Source organism: Martinezella tropici, from assembly GCF_008370325.1.
In the GTDB taxonomy this organism is placed as follows: Bacteria; Pseudomonadota; Alphaproteobacteria; order Rhizobiales; family Rhizobiaceae; genus Rhizobium; species Rhizobium tropici_B.
Genome location: NZ_VNIP01000015.1, coordinates 22,308 through 37,966, shown reverse-complemented (window position 1 = coordinate 37,966; position 15,659 = coordinate 22,308). Strand labels below are relative to the sequence as shown.

The window sequence follows — 15,659 nt, the reverse complement described above, 5'->3', positions numbered from 1 at the left end:
CCGCTCTCAGCCAAGGGCCTTAAGCGGCATCTGCCTTGACCGGCTCACCCTTGACGCGAACTTCCGAAATGGCGCTGCGGACGACACGGATGCGTACGCCTTCGGCGATCTCGACTTCCAGTTCCTTTTCGTCGATGACCTTGGTGACCTTGCCGACGATACCGCTTGTGACGATCTGATCGCCGCGGCGGATGTTCTTCAGGATCTCGTCACGCTTCTTCGCCTGAGCGCGCTGCGGACGAATAAGAAGGAAATACCAAACGACCATCAGCGGCACAAACAGGATGATCATTTCAAAGCCGGACCCGCCGAACATGCCTGCGGCTGAATCTGTCGCGCTCTGCGCATATGCGTTGGTGATAAACATCGAGAACTCCCTTGAATTCCGAGCGGGAACAGGCCCCGCGTCAGGTGGCCGGAATATAGTTAGGCGCATGGCGATTGCAACAAAAACAGCCGCCAGCCGTACCGTTTTCCCGGTCTGTTAGCCTTTCAGCCCCCAAAGGAGCATGATACCCGGCAAGACAGCGCGCATTTTACGACTTTCTTGTTCAGTATTCAGGAGGAAACGGTGACTGAAGACCAAAATGCCCTGATCCTTGCCGCGGTCCGCCGCCTTGCCGAAGCTGTCGAACGCCTTGCCGGACCGGCTCCGGCCGTCAACGACTGGAATGCCGCCGATTGTTTCGTCTGGGCTCCTGTCCGGCTCCATCTGCAACCGGTTCCCCGGCCGAACCGCGTGGCGCTCACCCTCATTCGCGGCGTCGACCATGTGCGCGACATTCTGCATGAAAACACCTTGCGTTTCGCAGAGGGCTTTGCCGCCAACAACGTCCTGCTCTGGGGCGCGCGCGGCATGGGCAAGTCGTCGCTGGTCAAGGCCGTGCATGAAGACGTGCGCCGCTCGACCGGCGTTTCGCTGAAGCTGATCGAGGTGCATCGCGAAGATATCTCGTCGCTGCCCGTGCTGCTCGATATCCTGAAGGCGGCGGCGCATCGCATCATCATCTTCTGCGACGATCTCTCCTTCGATCACGACGACACGGCTTATAAGTCGCTGAAGGCGGCGCTGGATGGCGGCGTCGAGGGGCGGCCGGACAATGTGCTGTTCTATGCGACGTCCAATCGCCGCCACCTCCTGCCGCGTCATATGATGGAGAACGAACAGTCGACCGCCATCAATCCTTCGGAAGCTGTGGAAGAGAAGGTTTCGCTCTCTGACCGCTTCGGCCTTTGGCTCGGCTTCCATAAATGCAGCCAGGAAGATTACCTGCAGATGATCGATGCCTATGCCGATCATTTCAAGCTCGATCTCGATCGTGCGCAGATGCATCACGAGGCGCTTGAATGGGCGACGACCCGCGGCGCCCGCTCCGGCCGCGTCGCCTGGCAATATATCCAGGATCTGGCCGGCCGGCTGCGCATTGTGTTGGAACGGGATTGATCTTCAATCATCTAGAGCCTTTCCGCTTTTCTCCGAATCGCGAAAACGCTCTATCCTCTTGTTTTTACGCAATCCCGGACGGAAAACCGCTTCGCACTTTTCCTGGAATTGCTTTTGGCCATGAACGACAAAAAGCCCGGCACTGACCGGGCTTTTTGCAGAGTCCTTGAGACGCACTACCTATTCAAGGAACGTCATTGGGTTGACCGGAGCCGAATTCTTGCGGACTTCGAAGTGCAGCTGCGGCTGGCTGACATTGCCGCTCATACCGGACGTTGCCAGCGTCTGGCCGCGCTGAACCTTCTGGCCACGGGTAACGCTGAGCGCATCGGCATGGCCGTAGACGGTGACGGTACCGTCGTCGTGACGGACAAGAACCGTGTTGCCGAGCTCTTTCAGGCCGTTGCCTGCATAGATGACGACACCGTTTTCGGCAGCCTTGACCGGCGTGCCCTCGGGAACCGAGATATCGATACCGTCGTTGCGGCTGCCGTTGACGTTGGAGCCGTAGCCGGCAACCACGGCACCGCGAACCGGCCAGCGATACTTGCCGATGCCGGTTGCTTCCGGCGCATCGGCCTGCGCATCCGACTTGGCGGCGTCATTGATGGACTGGCTCGGAGAAGCGGAGGCAACTTCCTTCGACTTGGCAGATGTGTCGTTTGTGGTATCCGCATGAGCGACAGTCTTCGGGGCCTGCTTTGCGATCGGTTCGGCGGCCGCCTGCTTCGGCTCTGCGACCGGCACGGCGCCGGGCTTGGCCGAAACCTTCTGGGGCTCGATGGAAGCAGTCTTGACCGGATCTGCAGCGGCAACGGCGCCGTGCGGCAATGCCAGCGCCTGGCCGATGCGGATGCCGTCGCCGGCCTGCATGTTATTCGCGCGCTTCAGTTCGGCGACGGTAACACCGCTCTCCTTGGCGATGCGAGCAAGCGAATCGCCCGGCTTGACGACGTAGGTGCCGGCGCCCTTCGGGGTCGGACCCTTGCCATTGCCGGCTGCAAGCTTGTTAGGATCGGCGAGGCCCGCCTGAGATTTGCCGCGCATCTGGTTGCCGGAAGGCAGTGCGAGGGCTTCCTGCTGCGGTGCCTTGGCAGGGCCTGGCATCTTGCCGCCCTTGGAAAGATCCGTCGCCTCGGACGCCATCTTGGCCGGGCCTGAAACACCGGCGCCATTCATCGTCGGGATGATGATCTGCTGACCGGGCTGAGCACCGGCGCCGTTACGCAGGCCGTTGGCGCGCAGGATTTCCTTTTCCGGAACGCCGTAGCGGCGCGACAGAAGCGCAATATTTTCGCCCTGGCGCAGCGTTACGCTCGGCGCGTTGACCGTGGTCCAGCCCGGAGACATCTCAGGCGCTGCCGCCGTCTTGATCGTGCCGGTCGACATCGCATCGGGTGCGAGAGCCGGCGCGGCGCGAGAGCCGTTATTGTTGTGCGATGCCGGGAACGGCTGAGCAAGCGCTTCGGTTTCGGCGCGCGAACCACCACGGGGACGAGCGGCACTGGCGGAAGCGCCGGGAGGAGCAAGTTCGGTGCGCTGAATTGCGACAGGTGCGGTGGATGCACGTGCACTGGAATAGGACGGATTATAGCGGGCCGGTGAGTTCGGATAAGGTTGCGATACCGGCGCGCTCTGCTGCGAATAATCCTGCTGACCGTAACCGCCGGCCTGTGCGACATCGGCGCGCGGTACTGGATCGCCGTTCGGACCATTGAGGCCGCGCCGGTTGATCGAACCGGTCGTCACATTGTCCGTCTTGTTGAAGAGCCCGCTGAACCGGGTCGTATCTGAGCTGCAAGCCGTCGCGGTGCTCGCCAGAAGAATGGCCACCAGGACTTTCCCTGCCGATTTACCGAAGTTCGAAGAAAGACTGAAACCCATGACTCGACCCACTTGAGACGCAACCGATTATGGGTCGATTAAAGCGCGTTAATCTTACCATGCGGTTAAAGCACTGGTGCGGCATGTGTTTTTTTGAGGAATTGCTAACCATAGAAGATGAAACGGCGCCGAGACGCCTGGTTTCACAGGCATTATCCCGAATTGAGCCTCAAAGATAAGAGGCGAGCATCGGCACGATGGGCTGATAGGGAACATCGAACAGCTCTTCGCGCTCGAAGCGGCTGCCGGTCTTTGTCAGCCGCACCAGACGGCAGACATCGTCCGATACCATCAGCGGCGCGATCATCGATCCGCCCGATACCAGCTGCTCGGCATAAAAGCGCGGCATGGTCGGAAATGCGGCGGTGACCAGGATGCGGTCGAAAGTACCCTCGCCGGGCAGACCGGTGCTGCCATCTGCCTGGCGGATGACGACATTGCGCAGTCCGAGCGCATCCATGCGCTGCTGCGCCGAAGTGGTCAGCGTCTTGTATCGGTCGATCGTCAGAACACGCTCGACGATTCGCCCCATGACTGCGGCGGTGAACCCGCTCCCCGTCCCGATTTCGAGAACGCGGTGTCCAGGCTTGATCTTCAGGCTGTGGAGAATACGCACGACCAGATCGATGCCCTCCATGAAGGAACCGCAATCGATCGGAATCGTGCGGCCGGAATAGGCATCATCGGTAAATTGCGGCGGCACGAAAGGCAGGCGCGGCGTCTGCTCGACCGCCGTCATGAGATCGATATCCAATATGCCTTCCGCCCGCAGCCGTAGAACCACGGCCGCAAAGCCTTCCTTTTCCACCAAACGAGGTGTCAATCCGCTACTCCATACCGAGCGCCCGCGCCACGCGGTCCTGCGCCGAATAATCCGTCAGATCGAGTTTCAAAGGCGTTACCGAAATACGATTTTGTTTCAACGCCTGAATATCAGTCCCCGGACGGAAGATACCACTGCGTTCGCCGAAGCGAAGCCAATAATAGGGGAAGCCGCGGCCGTCGGCCCGCTCCTCGACCTGCACATTGAAGGCGAGATTGCCCTGTGCCGTCACCTCCGTCCCATCGACCTCGCCGGGACGGCAGTTCGGAAAGTTGAGATTGAGGAAGGTCCCGTCGGGCAGATCGACATCCATGAGCTTGCCGAGCAAGGCCGGAGCATGCGCCTCGGCTACTTCCCAGGGCACGACGCGGGCACCGTTTTCATAGACATAGGCCTGGCTCAGCGCAAAGGAGCGCACACCCTGCAGGGTGCCTTCGATCGCGCCGGCTATGGTTCCGGAATAGGTTACGTCGTCGGCGACATTGGAGCCGGAATTGACGCCCGAAAGCACCAGATCCGGTTTGCCGTCCAGAACCTGCCGGATCGCCATGATGACGCAATCGGTCGGCGTTCCCCTGAGCGCAAAGTGCTTGTCGGAGACCTTGCGCATGCGCAACGGCTCGGAAAGGCTCAGCGAATGAGCAAGGCCGCTCTGATCCGTCTCTGGCGCGACGACCCAGACATCATCAGACAAAGTGCGGGCGATACGCTCCAACGCAGCCAGTCCTTCGGCATGAATGCCGTCATCGTTGGTCAGAAGAATACGCATCGCCCCACCGCTTGATTATGCTGCTTTCTCGATCCTTGTCACACCACCCATATATGGCAGCAGTGCGTCGGGAACAGTGACGGAACCATCGGCATTGAGATAATTCTCGAGAACGGCAATCAGGCACCGGCCGACTGCGGTGCCGGAGCCGTTCAGCGTGTGAACGAACTTGGTGTTCTTGTCGTCCTTGCCGCGATAGCGCGCATTCATGCGCCGGGCCTGGAAATCACCGCAGACCGAGCAGGACGAAATCTCGCGATAGGTATCCTGCCCCGGCAGCCAAACTTCGAGGTCATAGGTCTTGCGCGCGCCGAAGCCCATGTCGCCGGTCGAGAGCGTCATGACGCGATAGTGCAGACCAAGGCGCTTCAGCACTTCTTCCGCGCAGGCCGTCATCCGCTCGTGCTCGGCAATGGAGCTTTCGGCATCGGTGATCGACACCAGCTCGCACTTCCAGAACTGATGTTGGCGCAGCATGCCGCGCGTATCACGGCCGGCAGAGCCGGCTTCCGAGCGGAAGGACGGCGTCAAGGCCGTGAAACGCAGCGGCAGCTTTTCTTGATCAAGGATATCGCCGGAAACGAGATTGGTCAGCGAAACCTCCGCCGTCGGGATCAGCCAGCGACCGTCCGTGGTCCTGAAGGAATCCTCGGCAAATTTCGGCAGCTGGCCGGTTCCGAACATCGCCTCGTCGCGAACGAGCAGCGGCGCGCTGACTTCGGTATAGCCATGCTCGCTGGTGTGAAGATCGAGCATGAACTGGCCAAGCGCCCGTTCGAGGCGAGAAAGCTGCGCGGTCAGCACCGTGAAGCGCGAGCCGGAAAGCTTGGCGGCACGCTCGAAATCCATGTAGCCGAGCGCTTCGCCAATATCGAAGTGCTCCTTCGGCTCATGGTTCCAGGTCGGCTTCGCGCCCCAGACATGCTTGACGACGTTGTCGTGCTCATCCTTGCCGACGGGCACATCCTCGAGCGGGATGTTCGGAATACGTGACAGCGCATCATGGAGCTCGGCCGTCAGCGCGCGCTCTTCCTCTTCGGCAGCCGGGAGCGAGGTCTTGAGGTCGGCGACTTCGGCCTTCAGCTTCTCGGCAATCTCGTTGTTCTTCTGCGCCATCGCCGCGCCGATCTCTTTCGAGGCGGCGTTACGGCGGGACTGCATATCCTGGACGGACTGAATGATGGAGCGGCGCTTCTCGTCGAGCGCAATGAGGCTTTGCGACTGAGGCTCCGCACCGCGCTTTGCAAGCGCTGCATCGAAAGCTTCGGCATTCTCACGAATCCATCTGATATCAAGCATCTTCGTTCCAGGTCGTTTGACATGAGTACAGCTCCGACCGAGGTCTCGGTCGGAGGTCGAAACGGCAAATACCTGGGAAACGAAGCTGAGGCTCCCCTCGCCTAGACGTTATCCGTCTTGGTGATCTCGGAAGTCCCGCCAGTCTCTTCAAGCGCTTGCCGGGTACGCTGGCGTTCCACGAGTCGCGCCGCGTAGATGGAAATCTCGTAGAGAAGGATCGTCGGCAGTGCAAGGCCGATCTGGGACATCGGATCCGGCGGCGTCAGCACAGCGGCAACGATGAAGGCGAAAACGATCGCGAATTTGCGCTTTTCCGCCAGCCAGGTCGACGTCAGCAGGCCGACGCGCGCCAAAAGCGTCGTGATGACGGGAAGCTGGAAGACGAGGCCGAAGGAAAAGACCAGCGTCATGATGAGGCTCAGATATTCCGAGACCTTCGGCAACAGCGCGATGCCCACCTGACCATCGGCTGGCGCCTGCTGCATCTTCAGGAAGAACCACATGACCATGGGTGTGAAGAAGAAGTAGACGAGTGCTGCGCCCATCAGGAACAGGATCGGCGACGCGATCAGGAATGGCAGAAAGGCGGAACGCTCGTTCTTATAGAGACCTGGCGCCACGAACTTGTAGATCTGCGCGGCGATGATCGGGAATGAAATCACCAGGGCACCGAACATGGCGACCTTCACCTGGGTGAAGAAGAATTCCTGCGGGGCCGTATAAATCAGCTCGGCCTTGGAGAGATCGAGATGAGCCCATTCGACCGCCCATTTATAGGGATAGACCAAGTAGTTGAAGAGATGCTTTGCAACTGCAAAGCATCCGATGAAGGCGATGAAGAAGGCTACGATCGACCAGATGAGCCGCGTGCGCAATTCCATAAGGTGTTCGATAAGCGGCTGCGGCTTATCATCGATATCACCCGTCATGCCTGGTCCTTCTTCTTGGGCGTTTTAGGCGTCGCCTTGCTGGCGGTAGCAGTCGGGCGCTTCCTGGGAGCTGGAGGCGCCTTCTCTACGGCAGCAGCGGTCGCGACTTTGCGCGGGGCCCGTTTTGGCTTTTCCGTCACGACGGGCGTCTGGACGGCGGCGGCCGCAACATCGTCAGTCTTGGCAACCGGCTTCGGACGCGGCTTGCGCACGGCCTTCGGCTTTTCAACGACTGCACTTGCCACCGCCTCGCCTGCAACAGCGGATGGCTGTGGAGCGGGTACTACCACCGGGCTCGGATTGTTCGACGCCGATGTGGCCGACAGTGCCTCCGGCAAGCCGGACGAAACGCCCGGGACCGGCTCGGATGGCAAGGGTGTTGCGGCAGGTGCGGCCTTGTCGGTGCTAGTTGCGCGCTGCAGATCGGCCTTTATCTCGTTGCCCATCTCGCGCAGCGGGTTCATCGCCTCCCGCAGCGAGTTGACCGGATTGAGCTTCTGGGCGTCGGCGATCGTCTGGCGCACGTCGTCCAGTTCCGCCTCGCGCATGGCCTCGTCAAACTGGGCGCGGAATTCGCCAGCGACCTTCCTTGCCCGAGCCGTCATCTTGCCAATTGTCCGCAAGGTCGCCGGCAATTCCTTGGGGCCGATCACCACCAAGGCCACGACGGCAATAACCACCAGCTCGGACCAGCCTATATCGAACATGCAAAGGCTCCTGGGCCAACGGCAAGCCTCTCAGCTTGGCGCCTGCCCGACATGATTACTTCGTTTCGTCAGCCTTATGCTCGACCGTGCGGGACGTCGCCTGCGTCGACGACGTATCTTCGTCGTCGTTCATGCCCTTCTTGAAGCTCTTGATGCCCTTGGCGACATCACCCATCAGCTCCGGGATCTTTCCACGGCCGAACAACAAAAGCGCGATGGCCAGGACGATGAGCCAGTGCCATATGCTTAGAGAACCCATTGCTTTAACTCCCAATTACAGTGTCTTTCCGATGTAAGACGTTTGCGGATGTTTTTCAAACACCAAAATTTACTGCATCCACGCATATCGGGATGACGAACGCCCATGCGGGCGACCAAGCGTCTCCAAGTCGAGAGGATAATTTGTATATTCGCATCCACTGATGGCGAAAGAGAGACTTTGCCGGTGGTTTCGTGAAAATTTACGGAGAGAGCAGCAACCCGTTCCAACGGTCACCAAATGGCTCAATCGCTGGAATTTGCGCCACTCGGCGGCAGTATCCCAAGCTCTTCCAGATCCATCTGGGTAATCGGATCCTCGTCTTCGGTCAGCTCATCGTTCATCAAGGGCGACGGAATGTTGAAATTGGCCGGAATCCGACCAGACAACAGCCCTGCCCCCTTCAATTCTTCGAGACCGGGCAGGTCGCGCAGCTCCTCCAGGCCGAAATGATCGAGGAAATCGCGTGTCGTGCCGAGCGTGACCGGCCGCCCCGGCGTCCGGCGGCGGCCACGAAAGCGAACCCAGCCGGCCTCCATCAGCACGTCGAGCGTGCCCCTGGAGGTCTGCACACCCCTGATGTCTTCGATTTCGGCGCGCGTCACCGGCTGGTGATACGCAATGATGGCCAGCACCTCCAGCGCAGCGCGCGACAGCTTGCGCACCTCGCTCTCGTCGCGCCGGATCACGAAGGAGAGATCCGCAGCCGTACGGAAGGCCCAGGCTCCGTCCACCTGCACGAGATTGACGCCGCGCATGGCGTAATCGGCCTTGAGCTTCTGCATGATGGCGGGAATATCGACGCCATGCGCCACACGCTCCGCAATGAAAGCCTCCGAGACCGGCTGGGCCGAGGCGAAAACCAGCGCTTCAGCGATCCGCTCGGCATCGCTCAACCGGCGCTCGTCGATCTCAAGCGTTTCCGCCTCGGGTTCCATATGCTCGTCGTCCGGCTCGTTCACGCTCGTCCCTGTCCTATTCCGCCGCTTCCAGCGACGAATGCTTCGGCCCGCGCCGCATATAGAGCGGCTGAAACGCGCCTTCCTGGCGAATTTCCAGCTGCCCCTCGCGCACCAGTTCGAGCGAGGCCGCAAACGCGCTGGCGATGGCCGTTACGCGATCGCTGGCAGTCGTCATGTAGCTCAGCAGATAATGTTCCAATGCCGTCCAATCGGTGATTTCGCCGATCATCCGGTCGAGAATGACGCGGGCATCGGCGAGCGACCAGACGCGGCGCTTCTCGATCGTCACCTGGGTCACCGCTTGACGCTGACGCAGGCTGGCATAGGCCGTCAGAAGATCATAGAGGCTGGCATCGAAGGCGGATTGGCGCCTATCGGGAATATGTTCCGGTGCGCCACGCGCAAAGATATCCCGACCGAGACGATTGCGATTGACGAGGTCGGTGGCCGCGTCGCGCATGGCTTCCAGGCGCTTCAGGCGGAAAGCCAGCGTTGCGGCCATCTCCTCGCCCGTCGGGCCGTCTTCCTTGCTTTGCTGCGGGATCAGCAGCTTGGATTTCAGATAGGCGAGCCATGCGGCCATGACGAGATAATCGGCCGCGAGTTCGATGCGAATGCGGCGGGCGCTTTCGATGAACTGAAGATATTGCTCGGCAAGCGCCAGAACGGAAATGCGGGACAGATCGACCTTCTGGGTGCGCGCCAGATGCAGCAGCAGATCGAGCGGTCCTTCAAAGCCGGCAAGGTCGACGACAAGCGACGGCTCGTGCGAGCCGCGCTGCGTCTCACCCTCCTGCCAGAGCTTGTCCATCGGCGTTGCCGCCTGCTGAAGTTTGTCCGTGCTGCCGCTCACTCTGTCACCCGTCCGTTCCTCGAAGTCCGGTTTTACGCCACTGCGAACATCGCGTCGAATTCTGCCCGAATAGAGGCTTCATTAGCGCCATCATTTCTGCCGAATGCCGCCTCGACCGCCTTGACCCTTGTCAGCGATGCGCCCGCCAGGACGGGAACATTGCGCACGACCTGCTGCATCTCGTCCATAACGCCATTGCAATGCAGCACGATATCGCATCCGCCCGCAATAATATTTGCCGCGCGCTCGCCGATCGTGCCTTTCAGGGCATTCATCGAGGTATCGTCCGACAGGAGCAGCCCCTGGAAGCCGATATGCCCGCGGATAATCTCCTCGATCACCTTGCGCGAGGTCGTGGCCGGGTTCTCCGGATCGATATCGGTGAAGACGACGTGGCATGTCATCGCCATCAGCTCGTCCTTGAGTGCGACGAAGGGTGCGAAATCATGCGCCTCCAGCTCCGCAAGCGGCACCGAGACGACCGGCAATTCGTGATGCGAATCCGCAAAGCCGCGCCCGTGGCCGGGCATGTGCTTCATGACGGGCAGCACGCCGCCGGCTTTCAGGCCGTCCGCCGCCGCGCGTCCCATCTCCGTCACCGTCACCGGATCGCCGCCATAGGCACGATTGCCGATGACATTGCTCGATCCCTCCACAGGCACGTCCAGCACCGGCAGGCAATCGACATTGATCCCGAACTTCAGCAAATCGAAGGCGTGCAGCCTCGACATCAGCCAGGCGGCACGCAGGCCGCGTTCACGATCCTGACGGTAGATATCGCCAAGTGCCTGCCCCGAGGGGTAATGCGGCAGGATCGGCGGGCGGATGCGCTGCACCCTGCCGCCCTCCTGATCGATAAAAACAGGAGCATCGCGCCCGACGCTGTCACGCAGGGACGCAACGAGATCGGCAATCTGCGCCGGCTCTGAAATATTACGTCCGAACAGGATAAAGCCCCATGGCTGCTCCCCCTGATAGAAGGATCGCTCTTCGGGCGTGATGGAGTGGCCGCTACAGCCGAGGATCATGGATTTCGATTCGGTCATATCCGAATCATAAGGCTTGCGCCGGGAAATGCGAGTGACGTCAAGCGGAGATACACAGGAACAGCACATTTCAAACGAAAACGGCGAGCCGATGCCCGCCGTTTTCATCAGTTCCGTATCCGATCCTTACTTCGAGATCAGGCAGGTGCCGCCGGCGGCGCGATAGCGCGTGCAGATGGCTGCGGCCTCATCCTTCGAGCCGGCGACGACGCGGACGCGATAGTAGGTGCCCTTGCCGGCGATATCGGCCTTGCGGATCTCAAGCGGATGGTTGCCGATGACACCGGCGAACTTCACCTTGAGGTTTGCCTGCGACTTCTGTGCATCGGCCTCCGTCGGCAGCGAGGCAATCTGGACACCATAAGCGCCGCCGCTTGCGGTAGAGCCTGTAGCCGGCGCTGCCGCAGCAGGGCTTGCCGATGCGACCTGCTTCGACTGGGCCTTGGGCTGAGCTTGAGCTTGAGCTTGAGCTTCCTGGGCCGGAGCAGCCGTATTGGCCTTGGCGGCCGGTTCGGGACGTGCCGTCGGAACCGGGTTCGTCTTGACGACGCGGATCGGCGTGCTTTCGGCGCTGGCGGCATTGCCACTATCGGGCTGGGCCGCTGCCGGCGTATTTGCTTGAGACGGGCGCGGAGCGGTCGATGCGACCGGATTGTTCGCAGGCTTCGCGACGGCGGTCGTCGTCGTATCGACGGCCGGCTCGTCACGCGGAACCAGCGAGCCATCCGGCTTGACGATCATCGTGCGGACCTTGCGCGGCGAAACAGCCGGGACCTGATCGTCGCCATTGGCGGCAACATCGGTATTTCCGCCGTTCTGGTTGGGCAACAGGCGCGGGTCCTCGGTTTCGCCGACAGGCGTCGACGTGACCTGATCGGCGCTGCCGTCATCCGGAGAAACCGCTTCCGGTATCAGAGTCTTCTGCACGACATCGACAGGCTGCTCGTTCGAGGAGACGAGAGCCTTCTGCTTCGGCGCAGCAGTGCTGTCGCCCGCGACGCGGTCGTACACGGCCTTGTCCTGATTCGGGACCACGGTGCCGCCCGGATTTTCCGGAGCGACCTTTACCGGGTCGCTATCGGCGGTGATCACGCGCGGCTCGCCGGAGAAGCTGGAGATCGGCGCACCATGGCGAATCCAGCTATAGGCGCCATAGGCGCCGACACCGAGAACCACGATGACGGCAGCGGCGGTCGCCATGCCGCGCATCGAGCGCACAGGGCGGCGGCCGCCCGCGGCCGGGTTCAGCGTCATTCTGGCGACGTTCTCGACGGGGCTGGACGCTTCGCGGTAGCTGCGGCGGAAATCTTCTTCCAGCGCACGCTCGAACTCATCGAACTCCTCGATGGGCTGCTTGGCAACGGGTGCAGCTGGCTGGGCAACCGCATTCTTCGACCACGAGGCGGCACCGCCCAGTACGGCAGCGGCAGCCGGCTTGATCGGCTCGGATGCCGCTTCCTTGGCGGGCGTCCCCAGAAGGCTCGCCATCTCGGAATCGAGATCGAAATCATATTCCGGCGGAACGACGACCGGCTCTTCCGGCTCGATCGGCGGCAGGTGCGGAACATGCGAGCCCTCGAAGGTCTCGACACGATCCTCTGTCTCCGAGATCTCTGTGGGATCGAAAGGCAATGCCTGTTCGACCTCGAACGCCGGGGCTGCCTTGTGAGCGACGGGCAAGATCGGCAGCGGCGCTGCTTGGATCGACTGAGGCGCTACGACGGCAGCGGCAGGAGCGGCCGGCGCCGGCATAACCGGCGTTGCGCGGGAAATGATCGGCTCCACCGCCGGGGCAGCGGGAGCCGGCTGCTGGGCACTGGAGGATTTGTCGGCTTCGGCAAAATCGAGACCGGCAAGTTCCATCTCGATATCGGCGAGATCGAATTCGAAATCCTGACCTGCAAACGGATCTTCCGTATCGAAGGCGATCGGCTTCGGCTCTTCACGCGACGGCACAGATGCAGCCGGCGCCATCGACTGTTCGTCAAACGAAACGCTGAAATCGCCGAAGGCCGGCTCGGCTGGCGTGGCGGCCCTGGAAGGGACCGGATATCGATTCACATCGGCCAGCAGGGCATCGATCTCGGCGGCAAGCGCAGCGGGATCGGCCTTAGCGATCTTTGGCGGCTCGGGTGCCTTGAAGACAGCCGGAGCAGGCTCAGGCACTACCGGCTTCGAAGCCGGTTCCTGGGCGGTGAAAGGCTCGACAGGGCCAAGCTGCTCAAAATTCGGCACCTCGTCGAACATTGCTTCGGCGGGAGCGGCTTGCAGCACCGGCGGCGCAATGGAAGGCGCCGGCTGCTCGCGCGGCGCAACCGGGGTTGCCAGCGTGAAATTGGCTATCGGCAGCCGCATCGTGGCGGCAGCGGATTGCGGCGTCTTGGCGACCGGAGCTACCGCCGGCGGTTCGACGGGCGCAGCTTTCGGCGCCGGCTGCAGAGCAGGCGCAATCGACATCTCCAGCTCGTCGATCAGGTCACGAGCGCCGATCGTCGGCTTGATGGGAGCGGCAACCTGCTGGGCAGGCTCCTCAAATTTCGGGTCGACCCGCACCGGCTCGACGGGAGCCTGGCTTGGAGGAGATACCGGCTCCGTCGGGACGGAAATGTCATTTGCCGGACTCATTCGCGGCGTATCGTACCGCTCGAATTCGCGAAGAAGCTCGTCTTCGAGATTGAAGGCAGGCTCCTGCCGTTGAGCCGCGGGAGTTGCCTGAGCAGCAGAGCGCGGCTCAAAACCTACGATACGAGCGAGTTCTGCGAGCGGATCATCATCCGCAAAGAACTCGTCGTTTCCGCTTGCGCGATACGCCAACTGTTTTTCTGCCATCACCCGTTCCACTCGCAAACACTACAGTTAATGCCAGCGCAATGTGGGTAAATGGTGACGTTTATCGCATTTCGTCGGGTGCTGCGGTCCCGGTTATACCAAGACCCGACTTCAAAACCGACGCGACAGCGTACACCAGCCCAAGTCTGGCAATGCTCAATTCTCGGTTCTTATCGTTAACAAAACGTAATTCAGGTAAATCTTTACCTTTATTCCAGTGTCCATGGAAGGAACTTGCCAGGTCGTAAAGGTAAAATGCGATGCGATGAGGCTCTTGCGACTGCGCCGCAGCTTCAACGATTCGCGGGAATTCCGCAATCTTGGCGACGAGCTGAAGTTCGGCCGGATCGGAGATCGCACCGACGACCGCCTTCGACAGATCGAGCGAGGCGATGTCGAGATCCGGGAAGGCCTCCTTCGCCTGACGGAAGACCGACATGCAGCGGGCATGCGCATACTGCACGTAGAAAACCGGATTGTCCTTGGACTGCTCGGTGACCTTGGCGAAATCGAAGTCCAGAGGCTCGGAATTCTTCCGGTAGAGCATCATGAAGCGCACCGAATCGCGGCCGACTTCATCGACGACTTCGCGCAGCGTGACGAAATCGCCCGAGCGCTTCGACATCTTCACCGGCTCGCCATTGCGATAGAGCTTGACCAGCTGGCACAAAAGCACGGTCAGCTTCGCCGCACCATCGGAAACGCCGCGCGCGACCGCTTCCAGGCGCTTGACATAGCCGCCATGGTCCGCGCCAAGGATGTAGATCATCTCGTTGAAGCCGCGGTCGAATTTGTTTTTGAAATAGGCGACGTCGGCGGCAAAATATGTATAGGAGCCGTCCGACTTGATCAGGGGACGGTCGATATCGTCGCCCACCTCCGTCGAGCGGAAGAGCGTCTGCTCGCGATCTTCCCAATCTTCCGGCAGCTGTCCCTTCGGCGGCGGCAGCGCCCCCTTGTAGACATAGCCCTTGAAGGTCAGGTCATTGATCGCGGTGCGGATCAGTGCGGCGCCATTGGCATGCAGGGTGCGTTCGGAAAAGAACACACCGTGTTTGACGTTCAACGCTTCGAGGTCTTCCCTGATCATCGCCATCATCGCGTCGATGGCGCGATCCTTGACGATGGGAAGCCATTGCTCTTCCGGCATGCCGCGCAGCTTGGTGCCGAACTCCTTGGCAAGCGCCTCGCCGACGGGAACCAGGTAATCGCCGGGATAGAGACCCGCCGGGATCTCGCCCACCTGCTCGCCAAGCGCTTCGCGATAACGAATGAAGACGGAGCGCGCCAGCACATCGATCTGCGAACCGGCATCGTTGATGTAATATTCCTTGGTGACCTCATAGCCGGAGAAGGCCAGCAGGTTTGCCAGCGTATCGCCGACAACGGCCCCGCGGCAATGGCCGACATGCATCGGCCCGGTGGGGTTCGCCGAAACATATTCGACATTGACCTTTTGCCCCTCGCCCAGCTTCGAGCGGCCGAATGTCTCGCCCTCGGAGATCATCGTCGCGAGCAGCCGCTGCCAATAGCCGACCGAAAGACGGATATTGATGAAGCCGGGGCCGGCAACCGAAACCTCGGCAACGTCGGCGTCCTCCTTCAACTTGGCAACGATAATCTCGGCAAGCGCACGCGGACTCGTGTCCAGCGGCTTGGACAGCACCATGGCCGCATTGGTGGCGACATCGCCATGGCTGGCGTCTCGCGGCGGCTCCACGCCGATACGTCCGAAGTCGAGTTCCGATCGCTTTTCTCTCACAATATCAATTTGCTCGAGAGCGTTCTTAATTCTTACTTCGAAGTCGGTGAAAAGGTTCATGATATCGTCCACGCATAGCTTGGTCCGGCCGCT

14 protein-coding genes are annotated in these 15,659 nt (G+C 61.0%); 1 reads left to right on the top strand and 13 read right to left on the bottom strand.

All coding sequences use genetic code 11. The features are described from left to right. Window positions 1-19: 19 nt before the first annotated feature. A complete protein-coding gene (gene yajC, locus FP026_RS26425) occupies window positions 20-367 on the bottom strand; it encodes a preprotein translocase subunit YajC (protein ID WP_149637551.1) in 348 nt (115 codons plus the stop codon). 204 nt (window positions 368-571) lie between these two features. Between yajC and FP026_RS26420 the strand changes: the two genes are divergently transcribed. Continuing rightward, on the top strand, window positions 572-1,444 hold the full coding sequence (locus FP026_RS26420) for an ATP-binding protein (protein ID WP_149637550.1): 873 nt from the start codon (window positions 572-574) through the stop codon (window positions 1,442-1,444). Between the two features lie 180 nt (window positions 1,445-1,624). On the opposite strand, the gene FP026_RS26415 is transcribed toward FP026_RS26420, so the two are convergent. The 12 genes from FP026_RS26415 to argS form a co-directional block, all read right to left on the bottom strand. Continuing rightward, on the bottom strand, window positions 1,625-3,328 hold the full coding sequence (locus tag FP026_RS26415; RefSeq protein WP_149637549.1) for a LysM peptidoglycan-binding domain-containing M23 family metallopeptidase: 1,704 nt from the start codon (window positions 3,326-3,328) through the stop codon (window positions 1,625-1,627). 169 nt (window positions 3,329-3,497) lie between these two features. Continuing rightward, the gene (locus FP026_RS26410) at window positions 3,498-4,151 is read right to left on the bottom strand and encodes a protein-L-isoaspartate(D-aspartate) O-methyltransferase (RefSeq protein ID WP_149637548.1); all 654 of its coding nucleotides are present in this window, start codon (window positions 4,149-4,151) and stop codon (window positions 3,498-3,500) included. A 4-nt stretch (window positions 4,152-4,155) separates the two neighbouring features. Continuing rightward, on the bottom strand, window positions 4,156-4,920 hold the full coding sequence (gene surE, locus FP026_RS26405; RefSeq protein ID WP_149637547.1) for a 5'/3'-nucleotidase SurE: 765 nt from the start codon (window positions 4,918-4,920) through the stop codon (window positions 4,156-4,158). 15 nt (window positions 4,921-4,935) lie between these two features. Further along, the gene (serS, locus tag FP026_RS26400; RefSeq protein ID WP_149637546.1) at window positions 4,936-6,219 is read right to left on the bottom strand and encodes a serine--tRNA ligase; all 1,284 of its coding nucleotides are present in this window, start codon (window positions 6,217-6,219) and stop codon (window positions 4,936-4,938) included. Window positions 6,220-6,320: 101 nt separating this feature from the next. Next, window positions 6,321-7,148 carry a twin-arginine translocase subunit TatC gene (gene tatC / locus FP026_RS26395; RefSeq protein WP_112340953.1) on the bottom strand — a complete coding sequence of 276 codons (828 nt, stop codon included), beginning with the start codon at window positions 7,146-7,148 and terminating at the stop codon, window positions 6,321-6,323. Continuing rightward, window positions 7,145-7,855 carry a Sec-independent protein translocase protein TatB gene (gene tatB / locus FP026_RS26390; protein ID WP_149637545.1) on the bottom strand — a complete coding sequence of 237 codons (711 nt, stop codon included), beginning with the start codon at window positions 7,853-7,855 and terminating at the stop codon, window positions 7,145-7,147. The genes tatC and tatB overlap by 4 nt, the downstream gene beginning before the upstream one ends. Window positions 7,856-7,910: 55 nt before the next feature. Continuing rightward, entirely contained in the window at window positions 7,911-8,114 is a 204-nt protein-coding gene (locus FP026_RS26385) for a twin-arginine translocase TatA/TatE family subunit (protein WP_149637544.1), read from the bottom strand. A gap of 245 nt (window positions 8,115-8,359) precedes the next feature. Beyond that, window positions 8,360-9,052: an SMC-Scp complex subunit ScpB gene (gene scpB, locus FP026_RS26380; RefSeq protein WP_149637706.1), complete on the bottom strand. Its 693-nt coding sequence runs from the start codon at window positions 9,050-9,052 to the stop codon at window positions 8,360-8,362. A 37-nt stretch (window positions 9,053-9,089) separates the two neighbouring features. Continuing rightward, window positions 9,090-9,887, bottom strand: coding sequence for a segregation and condensation protein A (locus FP026_RS26375; protein WP_149637705.1), 798 nt, complete (start codon window positions 9,885-9,887; stop codon window positions 9,090-9,092). A gap of 74 nt (window positions 9,888-9,961) precedes the next feature. After that, window positions 9,962-10,975, bottom strand: coding sequence for a beta-N-acetylhexosaminidase (gene nagZ / locus FP026_RS26370; protein ID WP_149637543.1), 1,014 nt, complete (start codon window positions 10,973-10,975; stop codon window positions 9,962-9,964). Window positions 10,976-11,101: 126 nt separating this feature from the next. Further along, window positions 11,102-13,804, bottom strand: coding sequence for an SPOR domain-containing protein (locus tag FP026_RS26365; RefSeq protein WP_149637542.1), 2,703 nt, complete (start codon window positions 13,802-13,804; stop codon window positions 11,102-11,104). Window positions 13,805-13,865: 61 nt separating this feature from the next. Next, window positions 13,866-15,626 carry an arginine--tRNA ligase gene (gene argS, locus FP026_RS26360; protein WP_149637541.1) on the bottom strand — a complete coding sequence of 587 codons (1,761 nt, stop codon included), beginning with the start codon at window positions 15,624-15,626 and terminating at the stop codon, window positions 13,866-13,868. Window positions 15,627-15,659: the final 33 nt, after the last annotated feature.